14 protein-coding genes are annotated in these 16,363 nt (G+C 57.4%); 3 read left to right on the top strand and 11 right to left on the bottom strand.

Annotated features, from left to right (window positions below; all coding sequences use genetic code 11):
- Positions 1-57: 57 nt before the first annotated feature.
- Positions 58-1,653 (bottom strand): ABC-F family ATPase, encoded by a 1,596-nt coding sequence (locus F0320_RS06435; protein WP_047653234.1) that lies wholly within the window; start codon positions 1,651-1,653, stop codon positions 58-60.
- A 222-nt stretch (positions 1,654-1,875) separates the two neighbouring features.
- Here F0320_RS06435 and ldtB point away from each other — a divergent pair, with 222 nt between their 5' ends.
- On the top strand, positions 1,876-2,796 hold the full coding sequence (gene ldtB, locus F0320_RS06430) for a L,D-transpeptidase (protein ID WP_045403737.1): 921 nt from the start codon (positions 1,876-1,878) through the stop codon (positions 2,794-2,796).
- Positions 2,797-2,838: 42 nt separating this feature from the next.
- On the opposite strand, the gene F0320_RS06425 is transcribed toward ldtB, so the two are convergent.
- The 9 genes from F0320_RS06425 to mntR form a co-directional block, all read right to left on the bottom strand.
- Positions 2,839-3,555, bottom strand: a complete 717-nt coding sequence (locus F0320_RS06425; protein WP_126328087.1) for a GntR family transcriptional regulator — start codon at positions 3,553-3,555, stop codon at positions 2,839-2,841.
- Positions 3,556-3,570: 15 nt separating this feature from the next.
- The gene (locus F0320_RS06420) at positions 3,571-4,893 is read right to left on the bottom strand and encodes a PTS sugar transporter subunit IIC (RefSeq protein WP_047653236.1); all 1,323 of its coding nucleotides are present in this window, start codon (positions 4,891-4,893) and stop codon (positions 3,571-3,573) included.
- A gap of 51 nt (positions 4,894-4,944) precedes the next feature.
- A complete protein-coding gene (locus F0320_RS06415) occupies positions 4,945-6,321 on the bottom strand; it encodes a glycoside hydrolase family 1 protein (protein ID WP_126328086.1) in 1,377 nt (458 codons plus the stop codon).
- Positions 6,322-6,469: 148 nt separating this feature from the next.
- Positions 6,470-7,510: an aldo/keto reductase gene (locus F0320_RS06410; protein ID WP_126328085.1), complete on the bottom strand. Its 1,041-nt coding sequence runs from the start codon at positions 7,508-7,510 to the stop codon at positions 6,470-6,472.
- 102 nt (positions 7,511-7,612) lie between these two features.
- Positions 7,613-9,136 carry an efflux transporter outer membrane subunit gene (locus F0320_RS06405; RefSeq protein WP_126328084.1) on the bottom strand — a complete coding sequence of 508 codons (1,524 nt, stop codon included), beginning with the start codon at positions 9,134-9,136 and terminating at the stop codon, positions 7,613-7,615.
- A complete protein-coding gene (locus F0320_RS06400; RefSeq protein WP_047653240.1) occupies positions 9,136-10,707 on the bottom strand; it encodes a DHA2 family efflux MFS transporter permease subunit in 1,572 nt (523 codons plus the stop codon). The genes F0320_RS06405 and F0320_RS06400 overlap by 1 nt, the downstream gene beginning before the upstream one ends.
- Entirely contained in the window at positions 10,704-11,798 is a 1,095-nt protein-coding gene (locus tag F0320_RS06395) for an HlyD family secretion protein (protein WP_047653241.1), read from the bottom strand. The genes F0320_RS06400 and F0320_RS06395 overlap by 4 nt, the downstream gene beginning before the upstream one ends.
- A gap of 101 nt (positions 11,799-11,899) precedes the next feature.
- On the bottom strand, positions 11,900-13,009 hold the full coding sequence (locus tag F0320_RS06390; protein ID WP_126328083.1) for an anion transporter: 1,110 nt from the start codon (positions 13,007-13,009) through the stop codon (positions 11,900-11,902).
- Positions 13,006-13,479 carry a manganese-binding transcriptional regulator MntR gene (mntR, locus tag F0320_RS06385; protein WP_045355726.1) on the bottom strand — a complete coding sequence of 158 codons (474 nt, stop codon included), beginning with the start codon at positions 13,477-13,479 and terminating at the stop codon, positions 13,006-13,008. The genes F0320_RS06390 and mntR overlap by 4 nt, the downstream gene beginning before the upstream one ends.
- Positions 13,480-13,662: 183 nt before the next feature.
- Between mntR and mntS the strand changes: the two genes are divergently transcribed.
- Together mntS and F0320_RS06375 are read left to right on the top strand one after the other, a co-directional pair.
- Positions 13,663-13,791 (top strand): manganase accumulation protein MntS, encoded by a 129-nt coding sequence (mntS, locus tag F0320_RS06380; protein ID WP_014831181.1) that lies wholly within the window; start codon positions 13,663-13,665, stop codon positions 13,789-13,791.
- Between the two features lie 283 nt (positions 13,792-14,074).
- A complete protein-coding gene (locus F0320_RS06375) occupies positions 14,075-15,658 on the top strand; it encodes a phosphoethanolamine transferase (protein WP_126328082.1) in 1,584 nt (527 codons plus the stop codon).
- Between the two features lie 91 nt (positions 15,659-15,749).
- Here F0320_RS06375 and ompX read toward each other — a convergent pair whose 3' ends face one another.
- Complete coding sequence (gene ompX / locus F0320_RS06370) at positions 15,750-16,268, bottom strand: outer membrane protein OmpX (RefSeq protein WP_023310884.1); 519 nt, start codon at positions 16,266-16,268, stop codon at positions 15,750-15,752.
- Between the last annotated feature and the right edge of the window lie 95 nt (positions 16,269-16,363).

Here is a 16,363-nt window from a genome sequence, read left to right as displayed (position 1 = left end):
ACTGGGAGAGGGAACAGAACGTAGGCCGGGTAAGGCGAAGCCGCCACCCGGCTTTTTTTAGCCGTCAATACCTTTACTGCGCAGGTAATCTTCGTAGTTACCGGTGAAGTCCACCACGCGCTCTGGCGTAATTTCGATCACGCGGGTCGCCAGCGAGCTGACGAACTCGCGGTCGTGAGAAACGAAGATCAGGGTACCCTGATACATCTCCAGCGCCATGTTCAGGGATTCGATAGATTCCATATCCAGGTGGTTAGTCGGTTCGTCCATCACCAGGATGTTTGGTTTTTCCATCATCAGCTTGCCGAACAGCATGCGTCCCTTCTCACCACCGGAGAGCACCTTAGCCGGCTTTTTGATGTCGTCCTGGCTGAACAGCAGACGACCCAGGATGCTGCGCACCGCCTGCTCGTCGTCGCCTTCCTGCTTCCACTGGCTCATCCAGTCGAAGACGGTGAGGTCGTTTTCGAACTCGTACTCATGATCCTGCGCGTAGTAGCCAATCTGCGCGTTTTCAGACCACTTCACGGTGCCGTTGTCCGGCTGCAGTTCGCCGACCAGCGTTTTCAGCATGGTGGATTTACCCACGCCGTTGGCGCCGAGGATGGCAATCTTCTCGCCCACTTCCAGCAGCAGGTTGAACTTTTTAAACAGCGGACCGTTCTCAAAGCCTTTTGCCAGGGCTTCCACTTCCAGCGCGTTACGGAACAGCTTCTTGTCCTGCTCGAAGCGGATGAACGGGTTCTGACGGCTGGAGGCTTTGACTTCGTCCAGCTTGATTTTGTCGATCTGACGGGCACGCGAGGTCGCCTGACGCGACTTAGAGGCGTTGGCGCTAAAGCGGCTGACGAAGGACTGCAGGTCAGCAATCTGCGCTTTCTTCTTGGCGTTATCCGCCAGCAGACGTTCACGCGCCTGGGTGGCCGCCGTCATGTACTCGTCGTAGTTGCCCGGGTAAACGCGCAGCTCGCCGTAGTCCAGATCCGCCATGTGCGTACAGACCATGTTCAGGAAGTGACGGTCGTGCGAGATGATGATCATGGTGCTGTCGCGATCGTTCAGCGTCTGCTCCAGCCAGCGGATGGTGTCGATGTCCAGGTTGTTCGTCGGTTCGTCGAGCAGCAGGATGTCCGGGTTAGAGAACAGCGCCTGTGCCAGCAGCACGCGCAGCTTCCAGCCCGGCGCCACTTCGCTCATCGGGCCGTAATGTTGTTCTACCGGAATGCCGACGCCCAGCAGCAGCTCGCCCGCGCGCGCTTCCGCAGAGTAGCCGTCCATCTCGCCGTACTGCGTTTCCAGATCGGCCACTTTATAGCCGTCTTCTTCGCTCATTTCGGCAAGCGCGTAGATGCGATCGCGTTCCTGCTTCACTTCCCACAGTTCCCCATGCCCCATGATCACGGTGTCGAGCACGGTGAACTCTTCGAAGGCGAACTGATCCTGACGCAGCTTACCGATACGCTCGTTAGGGTCGAGCGATACATTGCCGAGCGTCGGCTCCAGGTCACCGCCGAGGATCTTCATAAAGGTGGATTTTCCGCTACCGTTGGCACCAATCAGGCCGTAACGGTTGCCGCCGCCAAATTTGACGGAAATGTTTTCGAACAGCGGCTTACTGCCAAACTGCATAGTGACGTTGCTGGTAACTAACACGGGGAGATTCCTGCGAAAAGTGTGATAAACACGGCATTATGCCACAATTCCGAATTGAGATCCCGTGTTGCGGCAATCCACTAAACTTTAACAAAATCGAAAAAAATGTGATTTCGTACACATCTGAATTCCCTGTGAGCGGGAATGCACATATAATGCGCTCCCATCACAGATTCAGACTTATCAACTCATCGCCAGAATGGCTTAGATACCTCGCACAACATGAACATGAAATTAACAACGCTTTTAGCGGCGGCGTTAGCCGTAGTAGGTTTTTGTAAGACCGCGTCTGCGGTGACGTATCCCCTGCCAACAGACGGTAGCCGTCTGGTAGGCCAGAACCAGGTTGTGACGGTACCAGAAGGTAACTCTCAGCCACTGGAGTATTTCGCTGCGCAGTACCAGCTGGGCCTGTCTAACATGCTGGAAGCGAACCCGGGCGTTGACCCGTATCTGCCGAAAGCGGGTACCGTGCTGAATATTCCTCAGCAGCTGATCCTGCCGGATACCGTTCATGAAGGTATCGTGATTAACAGCGCCGAAATGCGTCTGTATTACTACCCGAAAGGCACCAACACCGTTATCGTGCTGCCAATCGGTATCGGCCAGCTGGGTAAAGACACCCCAATGAACTGGACCACCAAAGTTGAGCGTAAGAAAGCGGGCCCAACCTGGACGCCGACTGCCAAAATGCACGCGGAATACATCGCTGCGGGCGAACCGCTGCCAGCCGTTGTACCGGCAGGCCCGGATAACCCAATGGGTCTGTACGCGCTGTACATTGGCCGCCTGTACGCTATCCACGGTACCAACGCCAACTTCGGTATCGGCCTGCGCGTAAGCCACGGCTGCGTGCGTCTGCGTAACGACGACATCAAGTTCCTGTTCGAAAACGTGCCGGTCGGTACGCGCGTGCAGTTCATCAACGAACCGGTGAAGGCGACCTCTGAGCCAGACGGCAGCCGCTACATCGAAGTGCACAACCCGCTGTCCACCAGCGAAGACCAGATCAACAACAACGAAGTCGTCCCTGTTACGCTGAACAGCGCGGTACAGGCGGTGACTTCTCAGCCAGACGTCGAAACGGCGATTGTTGACCAGGCCGTGCAGAACCGCTCCGGTATGCCGGTGCGTTTGAACTGACAGAGAAGCATTAAAAAAGCGGGCCTCGTTGCCCGCTTTTTTTTATCCGTTATTCACGATCACGATCCCGCCGTGGTCGTACCGATAGTGGCAGTGGGCATACTCCAGCGGCGTGCCGTCCTCCAGATAAATCACCTGCTCCACTTCCAGCACCGGATCGGTTTCCTCGCAGACCAGATGCTCCCTGTCCAGCGCGTTGGGCTTAAGCGCCCGCACCACCCGGTACGACCCCATAATTTTCAGCCCCAGCGTCTCCTGCACGTACTGAAACACTGAACCTTCAAGATGGTTTCTCGTCAGGCCCGGTACCAGATTCATCGGCATCACCGTGGAATCCAGCGACATAGGTTCACTGTTCAGCAAACGCAGGCGAATGAAGTCATAGATCGGCGCATCGGCGTTAATCATCAGCGACGCCTGCTCTTTCTCGTTCGGAAAGCGCAGCTCGAAATGCACTACCCGGCTGGTCACCGTGCCCAGATGCTCCCAGGTTTTGGTCGCGCCAAAGTAGTCGCTGCCGGAGAGATCCCACTGCGAAAGCTGGAGGAAGTTTTTGCGGATGAACGTGCCCTGGCCCTGGCGGGTATAGACCAGACCTTCGACGATGAGCTGGCGCATCGCCTGCTGAATGGTCATCCGGCTGGAGTTGAACTCCGCCGCCAGCGCAAACTGGTCCGGCAGGGGTTCATTGGCGGCGTACTGCTGGCTGATAATGCGTTTCTTAATTTCCCGCGCTATGGTGATGTACTTCGCCGCCATCGTCCTTCCTTTCAGTTAGTTTTCTATCCCGCTGTTTTTCAACGCCACTCTCTCGGCAATCTTGAGGAAAGGCAGGTAGAAGAATACACCAAATACGATGATTGCCAACTGCACCACCACCGCCCGCCAGTCTCCCGCCGTGGCCAGCCAGGCGCTGAGAATGGGCGGCGTGGTCCACGGGATCATCACCACGCAGCGCGACATTAACCCCAGCGTGGTACAGAGCCAGGCGAAGTAAATACCGATGGCGGGCAGCAGCACGAACGGGATCATCAGCGGCAGGTTAAAAACGATCGGCAGGCCAAAAATCACCGGCTCGTTGATGTTGAACAGACCGGGCGCCAGCGACAGACGCGCCACCTGCTTCGCCGACTTTTGACGGGAGAAGATAAAGATGGCGATCAGCAGCGAGATCGTGCTGCCCGTGCCGCCCACCATGCCAAAGGTCGGCACGAATATGTTATTGATGATGTGCGGAATGGGCTGGCCGTTGGCGAAGGCCAGCATGTTCTCGTTGGTGTTGATCAGCAGGAACGGCTCCAGCACCACGCTGTTAACGACTGACTGATGAATGCCGAGCGTGAACAGGAAGTTACCGAAGCTGTAGATAAAAATCGTCCCCGGCAGGCTGGTGTTGATCAGCCGCAGCGGCTGCTGGATAAAGGTCGTAATGAGATGGATCAGGTCCGTGTGCAGCACGTTTGCCAGTATCGCCGCCAGCACCGCGAACAGGGAGAGCGTGAAGATCGTCGGGATCAGCGCGGTAAAGGATTTGCTCACCGCCGGAGGCACATTTTCCCCGAGGGAAATGTGCAGCGCCTTCAGGCGCGAAATAGCGATAAACACTTCCGTTGAGATCAGCCCGATCAGCACCCCGGCGAAAATCCCGGTTGAGCCAATATTGGCGAACGTTAGCACCTGGGTGACGTTCACCGCGGCATCGCTGCCGACGGGCGTAATCTGCAGACGCATCGGCATCATGATGATGAAGCTGCTGACGGCGATAACCACTGCCGAGACCGGATTGTCGAAATCTTTGTTGCGCGCCAGCGACCAGGCAATCATCGGGGCCAGCAGCAGCGCGGCGATGTTCAGCGTGCCGTTGATAATCGCCTCGCCCCACACCTTAAACTGCGCGAGCGTGTCGCCGTGAAAAATCCACGGAAATACCACGTTGTTCACCAGCACCGCCAGGCCGGCGAGGATGAAAATGGGCATCACCGTGGCGAAGGCGTCGCGCAGGGAGCGCAGGTGCACCTGATTAGCCAGGCGCGCCGAGAACTCAACAAACTTATCGACAAAAGACTGCATGTGCGGTGTTATTTTTGTTTCAGACATAGCGGAGTGTTCCCATCAATCAGTCACAAAAACGGCCCGGCAGCGTACGGCTTACATCTCGCGTCCGTTGGTATGGATAACCTGTTTTAACCACGCGTAGCTCTTCTTCGGCACGCGCTTCAGGTCTTTCAGGTCGTGGTTTTCCCGGTTGACATAGACCACGCCGTAGCGCTTACGCATGTCGCCCTGGGAGCTGAGAATGTCGATTAACCCCCAGCCGAGGTAGCCGATCACCTCTGCCCCGTCCTCGAACATCGCCTCCTTCATGGCATTGATATGCGCCCGGTGGTAGTCGATGCGGTAGGTGTCCTCGATCGGATTGACGCCGTCCCAGGACTCAATCACCCCGATGCCGTTTTCGATCGGGAAGACCGGCATCCGCCAGTCGTTGGCGTAGCGGTTGATGATGGTGCGAAAGCCCAGCGGATCGATCTGCCAGTTCCACTCGGTGGCCTTCAGGTACGGGTTGTTTTTCTCGCCGTGCAGCAGGTAATAGTTCACCGGCGTGCCTTCCGGGATCGCATCGCTGTCCAGCGTTTTGCTGGCGTAGTAGCTGAAGGCCATATAGTCGTTTCTGGTGCGCGCCAGCAGCGCTAAATCCTCGGCGCGGTAGATATCACCAAAGCCTTCCTGCTCCACCACCGCCATCACCGCCGGGCTGTAGCCCTGCCCTGCGAAGACGCGCAGCAGGTTCTGGTTGAGGAACTCGTCGTACTGCTGGGCGCAGAAGATATCGCGCGGTTTGCAGGTGGCCGGGTAGATCAGCTGGTGCGCCAGCATGCCGCCCATCAGCTGGCCGGGTCTGGTCTGATGCAGATACTCGGTCAGCGCCATGTGCGCCACCATCGTATGGTGCTGCAGCTCGTACAGCTCGCGCAGGGTTTTATCGCCTTGCATATAGCCTGAAATGCGGAAGGCTTCCGGCATATGGAAGATGTTCTGCTCGTTGAAGGTCAGCCAGTACTTCACGCGGTCGCCATAGCAGTCGATCATCTTTTTGCCGTAGCGGATAAAGGCCTCCATCACGCGGCGGTCGTTGAAGCCGTTGTACTCCTGCGCCAGCGCCAGCGGCATATCGAAGTGATACAGACAAACCATCGGCTCGATGCCGCGGGCGATCAGATCGTCAATAAAGCGGTCGTAAAACGCGATGCCTTCGTCGTTGAACGCGCCGTCGCCCTGCGGGCAGACGCGGCTCCACGAGATTTGAAAGCGGTAGCAGTTCATGCCCAGATCCTGCATCAGGTCGAAATCTTCCCGATAGCGGTGATAGGAGTCGGTGGCCACTTTCCAGTCGGAGACGTTCTCCCCAGCTTCGCGAATGTCGTACACCGACATCCCCTTCCCACCCTCGTTCCATGCACCTTCCGTCTGCATGCTGGATACCGAGTTGCCCCATAAAAAGTTTGCTGGCAGCTGATTGTTCATGGCCTCTCCCTATATGACTAGTCATTTAAAATATTATGACTAGTCATATAGGCGAAGATGAAAAGGGGATCAAAGAGGAGGATCGTTTTTTGTGAGCAATGCGGGAAAAAAAGCCCCGGTAAGCGATGCACTGCCGGGGCGAGGAAGGTTATTGTTGCGCGAGCTGATTGCGGCGATATTCCCCCTGCCGCTCCAGCATCCAGCCCGGGTATTCGCGCGGCAGCGCGCTCACCGCATCAAGCTGCTTGAGCTCATCTTCGCTTAAGCGGATCCCGGTCGCGGCGATATTGTCGTCCAGCTGTTCAACGCGTTTCGCGCCAATGATGACGCTGGTCACCGCTTTCTGGTGCAGCAGCCACGCCAGCGCGATTTGCGCGACGGAGACGCCCTTGCTTTCGGCGATAGCGCGCATCACGTCCACGCAGTCGAAGGCGCGATCTTTGTTCACCGGCGGGAAGTCGAACTCCAGACGGCGACCACCGGCTTCGCTCTGCCCGTCGCGGCCATATTTTCCGCTCAGCAGACCGCCTGCCAGCGGGCTCCAGACCATCAGCCCAACGCCTTCGCTCTGCATCATCGGCACCAGCTCGCGCTCCAGATCGCGCCCGGCAATGGTGTAATACGCCTGCAGCGACGCGAAACGCGCCAGCCCAAGACGTTCAGAAATACCGAGCGCTTTGGCAATCTGCCACGCCGCCCAGTTCGAGACGCCGATGTAGCGGACGTGGCCGTGCTGCACCAGGTTATCCAGCGCATAGAGCATCTCTTCAATCGGCGTTGCGGGGTCGAAGCCGTGAAGCTGGTAGAGATCGATATGATCGAGCTGCAGGCGGCGCAGGCTCTCCTTCACGCTGCTGACGATGTGATAGCGCGAGCTGCCGCGCGAGTTCACCCCTGCCGTTCCCGTTTCGCCGAACACTTTGGTGGCGACCACCACGTTCTCGCGCGGGATCTTCAGGTTTTTCAGCGCCTGACCGGTGATCTCCTCCGAGCGTCCTTCCGAGTAAACGTCCGCGGTGTCGATAAAGTTGATCCCGGCATCCAGCGCGCGGCCGACCAGCTGCTCGGCTTCACTTTGCTGGAGCTGGCCAATCTTGCCCCACATGCCGCCCTCGCCGCCGAAGGTCATGGTGCCGAGGCACAGTTCAGAAACAAACAGACCGGTGTTGCCCAGTTTTTGATAACGCATAAGTTATTCCTCGCATGTCGATTGGGTACCCGATAGTTATACCCGCCCCTCAGCCATCGCGAATGTGGTGTTCCTGTCCGTTTCTTGCCCAATCCTCTGAATTTATCCGCGCGGGGCGTCGCCAAAGACGCTGTAGTCCGGTAACTGCACCTGCTGATACGGCTCCCACCCGCCGCCGAGGGCCTTGTAGAGCGCCACCAGATCGAGCGCGCTCTGCACCTGCGCCTGTGCGCGCTGCTGCTGGGCCTGCGCCAGCTGACGCTGAGCGTCCAGCACGTCGATAAAGCTGGCGATCCCCTGCCGGTAGCTGTCGCTCGCTAAATCAAAGGCGTTTTGCAGGGCGTCGATCGTTTTTGCGAGTCCCGCTTCACGCTGCTGGTCGGTGCGATAGCTCACCAGCGCGTTTTCCACATCCCCGAGCGCGGTCAGCACCGTCTGGCGATAGTCCAGCACCGCCGCTCCCTGCTGCGCGCGCGCCACCTTGACGCTGGAGACCAGTCGACCGCCCTGGAAGATAGGAATAGAGACCTGCGGGCCGAAGCTGTAGAAATGGCTGCTCCAGTCGGTCAGCCAGTTGGTTTCACTGTTGCGCAGGCCAAACTGGCCGGAGAGCGTAAAGCTCGGGAACAGCTCCGCCACCGAGACGCCGATTTGCGCCGTGGCGGCGTGGAGGTTCGCCTCCGCTTCGCGCACGTCCGGCCGACGGCGCGCCAGCGTGGACGGAATGCCCGTTTGCACAATATCCGGCAAGGCAGGCATCGGCTGCACGCTTTGCAATTCCGCATCCAGCGCCCCCGGCGGCTTGCCGAGCAGGATCGCCAGGCCGTTCATCGCCTGCCGCTCCTGCGCCTGATATTGCGGAAGCTGTGCCTCAAGGTTGCCTAACTGCGCCCGGGCGTTTTCCACGTCCATCTGCGGCGACAGCCCGCCACGCTGGCGGCTTTCGGTGAGATCCAGCGTCTGCTGCGCGCTTTTAATCTGGGTGTTCAGCGTGGCGATAATGCTCTGCGCCCCGCGCAGCTGAAGCCACGCGCGCGCCACTTCGGCTTCCAGCGACACCAGCGCATCGTTACGCTGCTCAATGGCGACTTTCTGCTGCGCTTCGGCGGCTTCCACCTGACGACGCACCTTGCCCCACAGGTCGATTTCCCACTGGGCGTCGAAGCTGCCCTGGTAGAGATTAATCGGCTGCGTCAGCGGCCCTAACGCGCCCCGCAGTTCAGGATCGACATTATCAAGCTGGTCATACACGCCGTGGGATTTCAGCTCTCCTTCCAGGCCAAGCTGCTGGCGCGTTGCCTGCAGATTACCGTTCACCGACGGATAAAACGCCCCGCCCGCCTGGTTAATCTGCTCGCGGGCCCCGGCAATGCGCAGCACCGTCTGCTGCAGCGTCAGGTTTCCGGCAATGGCGCGCTCAACCAGGCTGTCGAGCTGCGGCGAGCCGAAGGTCTTCCACCAGCGCGGATTGGTCGCGGCTGAGGTAGTTTGCGACTTCACCGCGCTGTCGCCCTTATCGTTCCAGTGCGTAACGGCGGGCGGCGCAGGCTGCTGGTAATCCGGCCCGACGGCGCAGCCCGCCAGCAGCATCATTATCATCAGGGGGTGTAAACGTCTGTGTATCATCAATGTGCTCCTGCACTCCCCTCGCTCTTAACCGGCGAGAGCAACAAACAAAACGGAATCAGTAACAAGGCCACCGCGCTCAGAATGGTGAAGACGTCGATGTAGGCAAGGAAGCGCGACTGCTCAATCATGGTCTGGTACATGCGTCCGGTGGCGATGCCGGTGGGGTCGCCCACCTGGGTGGTGAAGTTCTGGATCGCCTGGGCGCTTTCGCGTATCGCCTGCTGGAACTGCTCGTTAAGCGGCGAGGCGTGATACGCCAGATGCGCGCTGTGCGCCTGGGCGCGTTCGGTAATGGCCGCCGTCGAAAGCGATATCCCAACCGAACCCGCGACGTTGCGGAACATGGTAAACAGCGCCGCCGCATCGGCATTCAGCCGCCTCGGTATCGAGATAAACGCAATAGTCGTGAGCGGCACAAACAGGAACCCCAGCCCAATCGACTGGGCGCTGCGGAACAGCACCAGGGTTTCGAAGTCGATATCCGGCGTCAGCGTGCGCGACCAGAAGAACGACACCGCCAGACAGGTAAAGCCAAAGGCGATAATCCAGCGCGTCTGCACCACCGGCATCAGCTTCAGCACCAGCGGAATGGTTAACACAATCAGCACCGCCCCGGGCGACAGCACCAGCCCCGACCAGGTAGCGGTGTAGCCCAAATCCTGCTGCGCCAGCTGCGGGATCACCACCGAGCTGCCGTACAAAATCATCGCCATCCCCGCCATCAGCAGGCTGGAGATGGCAAAGTTACGGTCCTTCATGCAGTGCAGATCCACCACCGGCTTTCTGGCATATACCAGCCAGTAGATGGCGCCGATAATGCCGACAAGCGTCAACACGCCGAAGGTGCGGATAAAGTTCGAGTAGAACCAGTCCTCATCTTCTCCCCGGTCGAGCATCACCTGCAGACAGCCCAGCCCCAGCGCGATCAGGCCGATCCCCGTCCAGTCGATAGTCAGCTTCTCTTTTGACTTGCTCTCCCACGGCGGATCTTCCAGCAGCTGGTAGATCGCCAGCACCGTGACAATGCCCACCGGAATATTGATAAAGAACACCCAGCGCCAGGAGTAGTTATCGGTGATCCAGCCGCCCAGCGTCGGGCCCAGCACCGGCGCAACGATAATCGCAATGGAGGACAGACCAAACGCTTTGCCCCGGTCTTCGGGTTTGAAGTAGTCGAGCAGCACCGACTGCTGCGTGGGCTGCAGCCCGCCGCCAAAAAAGCCCTGCATCACGCGGAACAGGATGATCTGCCACAGTTCGGTGGCAATCCCGCACAGGAACGAGCAGACGGTGAACATCACGATGCAAATCAGGAAGAACTGCTTGCGGCCAAACACCCGGCTCAGAAACGCCGAGATGGGCAGCACGATGCCGTTCGCCACCAGATAGCTGGTTAACACCCAGGTGGATTCGTCATAGCTGGACGAGAGCGAGCCTGCCACGTGGGGGAGCGCCACGTTAACAATGGTGGTATCCAGAATCTCCATGAATACCGCCAGGGTAACGACAATCGCCACCGCCCACGGATTGCTGGCGGGCTTCCAGCTGTCGTGGCTGTGATCCGTCATTCCACCGTCACCTTCGGTGCGACCGACAGCCCCAGCGGCAGCGGTTTGTTCGGATCGAGGCCCTTATCAATCACGATTTTAACCGGCACGCGCTGCACAATCTTGACGAAGTTGCCGGTGGCGTTTTCTGCCGGGAAGGCGGAGAAGCGCGAGCCGCTGCCCTGCTGGATGCTGTCAACGTGGCCCTCGAGCGCCATATCCGGCCACGCGTCGACGGACACGGTGACCTTATCACCCGGCTTCATGCGCTCAAGCTGCGACTCTTTAAAGTTCGCCACCACCCACACGTTCGGGGAAACCAGCGAGAACAGCGCCGTTCCCGCCTGCACCAGCGTGCCGGGCTGCACGTTGCGTTTGGTGACAAACCCGTCGAACGGGGCGCGGACTTCGGTGTAAGAGAGGTTCAGATTGGCCGTTTCCAGCTGCGCTTTCGCCTGATCGACCTGACGCTCGCGCGCTTCAACGTTGGTTTCCTGCTGGCGGATTTGCAGCTGGACCTGCTCTGCCACTTCCAGCTGCGCCTGAGCGCTGGCCAGCCCCGCCTGTGCGCTGCGCAGTTGAGCGTTCGCGGAATCGATACTTTGCTGGGTGGTCGCACGCGGGTCAACGCCGCGCTGACGGCGGTACTCTGCCTGCGCGTTCGCCAGATCGGCCTGCGCTTTCAGCACCTGCGCTTTAGCTTCGTCACGCTGGGCGGGATACTGGACTTTTGAAAGCGCCAGCTGCGCCTGGGCCTGATGCAGCTGCGCGATAGCCAGCCCAAGCTGGGCCTGAGCCTGATCGCGCTGCGCGGTGGTGTCACGCGGATCGATAACCACCAGCAGATCGCCCTTTTTCACGCGCTGGTTGTCGCGCACGCGCAGCTCGGTAACGTAGCCCGCCGTTTTGGGGGCAATCGTCACCACGTCGCCGTCGGTAAAGGCGTCGTCGGTCGTCTCTTCGTTACGGGTTAAAAACCACCAGACCAGCGCAACGACGACCATCACCACCACGACAACGCCGAGGATAATTAACGGTTTCTTGCCCGGGCGCTTACGCTCATTATTGTTTTTGTCCTGCTCGTCAGCAGGCGGGTTTTGATCTTCAGCCATAGTTCAGCAACGGTCCTGTCAGTGAGCGGCATCACACTATGCCGTTCACTAAAGCTAGGACGTTGCTATACGTTTGCCAGGAAAAACTGACAAATTGCGCACTATATGAGAAGGAATATTCCGAAACCGATCGCCGCGGCCCAAACCAGCATCGGAATCGACCAGACGTGGAAACGCCACCAGATACGACGGTCATTGGCCATACGCAGCGCAATCAGGTTTGCCAGCGAGCCGGGCAGCAGCCCAAACCCGCCGATGTTCACCGCCCAGGCCAGGAGCGTATCGGGCGGAACATAGTTGAGCAGCAGAATGGTGGACGGCACGTTGCTGATAAACTGCGACAGGCCAATCGCCGTCAGCCACAGTCCCGGCTGAGACAGCGTGCTGACGCTGTGCAGAACGTTCTGCAGCACCGGAAGCTGGATAAGGAGATGCACATCAATAAACATCGCCATAAAGACCAGCAGCAGCGTCCAGTCCACGCTCACCAGCACGCGACGCGCCAGGACGACAAAGCCTGCGGCAACAAGCAGGACGCCCGCCAGCTCATACTTCATCTCCAGCGCGAACAAGAAGACGATGTATAACCCGAGACAGCTCCACACCAGGCGCGGCTGCCACTGCGGGCCGGTTGTGCCGCTGTGGTACTGCAGCTTTTTATCCGGAAACGCGAACCAGCACACCGCCATCAGCGACAGCATCATCACCAGCGCCAGAGGGGCCATCTGCCAGGTAAAGGCGGCAAACGACAGACCGGACCGTCCCCAGAGAAGGATATTTTGCGGGTTGCCGATTGGCGTCAGAAGCGAGCCCGCATTGACGGCCAGCGCTTCAAAGATGATCAGCCGGCTGACCGGGATCTCGCACAGCTTACGCAGCGTGAGCGTGAGGGGCACGATGATAAACAGCGCCACATCGTTAGTCAGAAACGTCGACAGCACCGCGGCGGAGAACACCATAAACAGGGACAGCCTGCGCTCGGTGGCAAAGCGGCGCACCATTTTACGGCCCAGAACGTCAAAATAGCCGCTCAGCTCGACCCCTTTGGTGAGCATCATCAGGCCACTCAGGGTAATGATGGTTCGCCAGTCAATTGCGGCGGGCCAGGCGTGTGGCGCAAACGGCACAAAGAGGCTTAACCCTGCGCCAATGAGTAATAAGAGATGGAAGAAACGATCGCGTGCCAGGGCCTGCAGTCCAGGGATTTTCATTCAGCGGAGGGACCATATTTAAGGGTAAATTCGCGAAACTTCACCAGCGTCTCTTCGCTCACGTGGTGTTCCATTCCTTCCGCATCCCGGCGGGCAATCTCCGGGCTGACGCCCAGCACCAGTAAAAAATTCTCGACAAGCTGGTGGCGCTCGCGGCTCTCCTGCGCGAGCTTCTCCCCTTCCGGCGTCAGAAAAACACCGCGCCAGGGGATCATTTCAATTAAGCCCACGGAGGCCAGGCGTTTTAACATTTTAGCGACAGTTGGCTGTGAAACCCCCAGCCTGGCGGCCATATCGACCTGGCGCGCTTCACCAACCTCACGAATCAGATCGGAAATGAGTTCAACATAGTCATCAATCAGTTCACGCCGGTGCGCTTCACGGACCTGGCGAAAACCTTCGACATGTTCTTCAACATTCACCAGTTGCGTCGTTTTCCTGATTGTCGGATGACCTGCGCGACGGTTCATTGTACTTCCTCAGTGGGGTGACGCTTCCAGCGCCCGGTTTCGAGAGCGCACATTGTAAACCATAGCTCCGCAAGCACAAAAAATTAACGAAATAGCCATAGCTATACAATATAGCCTGTGCTATATCTGTATGTAATGCAGTCACCCTTCACGGATCGAAGGGATCAAAACTCAGGAGGTCTTATGAACGAATTCAAGAGGTGCATGACCGTGTTTACCCACTCTCCCTTTAAAGTGCGCTTAATGCTGTTGAACATGCTGTGCGATATGTTTAACAACAAACCGCATCAGGACGACAAACCTTCCCACTAAGCGGCGTTGCGGTACGCCGCTTCATTTTCCCGTCACAATCTCGCTCTAAACTGGCTTCCAGCCGCCTTATTCCCGATCTTTTTTACGGATTTGCAATCCCCTTCGCAAAACATCTGCTTAGCAACTGTTGATATTATTTAGCGCTCGCACTATCTTCTTGCAGCCCTGCACAATTTGCGGCTCGCTGAAGCGGACCCTCATTCCCTCTCCACGCACTGTCAGGCAGGTTATGACCCTTGACGCCAGGGTGAGCACATGGCGTTTTCATCCATGATAGTGACCTATGAATGTTACCCTGATAGATACCGTTGTGACCCGCAGCCGGGCCTTAAACCCGTGGACGGGTTTTTACTTTTTGCAGTCATTACTGATTAACTTTGCGCTGGGTTATCCCTTTAGTCTGCTCTACGCGGTGGCTTTCACCTGCGTTCTGCATTTGCTGTGGCGAGCCGCACCGCGCGTGCAAAAAGCGTTAATCGGGATCTGTTCGCTGGTCGCTGCACTCTATTTCCCGTTTGGTCAGGCTTACGGCGCGCCAAACTTTAATACCCTGCTGGCGCTGCACTCGACCAATATGGAAGAGTCGACGGAGATCCTGACGATCTTCCCTTGGTACAGCTACGTGGTCGGGCTCTTTATCTTCGCGTTGGGCGTTATCGCCATCCGCCGTCAGTCGGGCGAGAAAAAATCCTGGGGTAAGATCGAAATACTCTGTCTGGTGTTCAGCGTTGCCGTGGCGTTTGTCGCCCCCATCCAGAATATTCCCTGGGACGGTAAGCTAAGGCTCAGCAATATCGGCTATCCGGTTTTCCGCTTCGTGAAGGACGTCGTTGTCAATAATAAAGAGGTTCTCGACGAGCAGGCGCGCATGGCTGAGCTTTCCAATATGAAAGACACCTGGAACGTGCTGGCCGTTAAGCCGAAATATCACACCTATGTGGTGGTGATTGGCGAAAGTGCCCGTCGCGATGCAATGGGAGCCTTCGGCGGACACTGGGATAACACACCGTTTGCCAGTTCGGTCAAAGGCACGTTGTTTACCGATTACGTCGCGGCCAGCGGCTCGACGCAGAAATCGCTCGGCCTGACCCTAAACCGTGTCGTCGACGGCAAACCCCAGTATCAGGATAATTTTGTCACCCTGGCAAACCGCGCGGGTTTTCAGACGTGGTGGTTCTCTAATCAGGGGCAAATTGGCGAATACGATACGGCCATCGCCAGTATCGCCAAACGCGCTGACGAAGTGCAGTTCCTGAAAAATGGCGACTTCGAAGCCGACAAAAACACCAAAGACGAAGCGCTGTTGAAAATGACGGCACAGGTCTTCGCCACGCCGCGCACCCAGCCTCAGCTGATCGTCCTGCACCTGATGGGGTCGCACCCGCAGGCCTGCGATCGGACTGGCGGGAAGTACGCTGAATTCGTGCAGTCCAAAGAGACCTCTTGCTATCTCTACACCATGACGCAAACCGACGACCTGCTGAGCAAACTGTACGATCAGCTACGCAATACGGGCGACAGCTTCTCGATGGTCTATTTCTCGGATCACGGGCTGGCGTTTAAAGAGCGTGGTAAAGAGGTGCAGTATCTGGCGCACGATGACAAGTTCCAGCAGAACTTCCAGGTGCCGTTTATGGTGCTGTCGAGCGACGATAAAACGCATCGCGTGATTAAAGCGCGCCGTTCGGCAAATGATTTCCTGCAGTTCTTCTCGCAGTGGACGGGAATTACAGCCGAGCAGATAAAAACGGCTTACCCGTTTGTCTCTAACAAGAAAGCTCCCCCAGTGTACGTTACCAACTTCAAGTTACAGAAAGTTGACTACAACCATCTGGGTACGGATATTTTTGATATTAAGAGTAAGTAGCGATCTGATGCCCTCACCCCACGGGGAGAGGGAAAAAGACAAAAAAAAATCCGCCACATTGGGCGGATTTTTTATTTAATCACCGAAGTGATTAGAAGCGGTAACCTACGCCCGCGATCCAGGTGCCAACGTCAACGTTGCGGATACGGCTCTGCTCATAGGAGAAGTCCAGAGCAACGTCCTGGATTGGGTTGAACTGCAGGCCTGCGCCATAGGAGAAGCCATAGTCGCTGTTGCTTGCAGTGCGGCTTTCGCTCTGGTTTTCAGTCTGCTGGAATTTACCGTAGCCAACACCTACAACACCGTAGATGCTCGCCCAGTCATTCAGACGGTAAGCTGGACCAGCGGTGATGCCGTAGTACTGGCCTTTGTTGTATGCGCCGTTTTCAGAACGATCTTTCTCGGTGTAGGTGAAAGAACCGATCACGCCCAGTGGATTGTTATCCTGTTCGTAGCGATACTTCAGGTTGAAACCGTTAGCTTTGTTCATCACGCCCTGATAGTCGCTCTGAGCGTAACCACCAGTAACAGTAGAAGTAGCAGCTACAGCGGTACCTGCGGAAACAGCCAGTACAGCGGCCAGTGCTGAAAGACATGCAATTTTTTTCATAACCACCTCAAATGTGCTTCAAGTAAGTCCGTAAGTTTTAAATATATCAAAAAAATTTGCGAAACTCTTTGTGATTCGTGATGTCTAATGAAACC

This window comes from Enterobacter dykesii (assembly GCF_008364625.2).
GTDB lineage: Bacteria > Pseudomonadota > Gammaproteobacteria > Enterobacterales > Enterobacteriaceae > Enterobacter > Enterobacter dykesii.
This window is presented reverse-complemented; position numbering and strand designations above follow the sequence as displayed.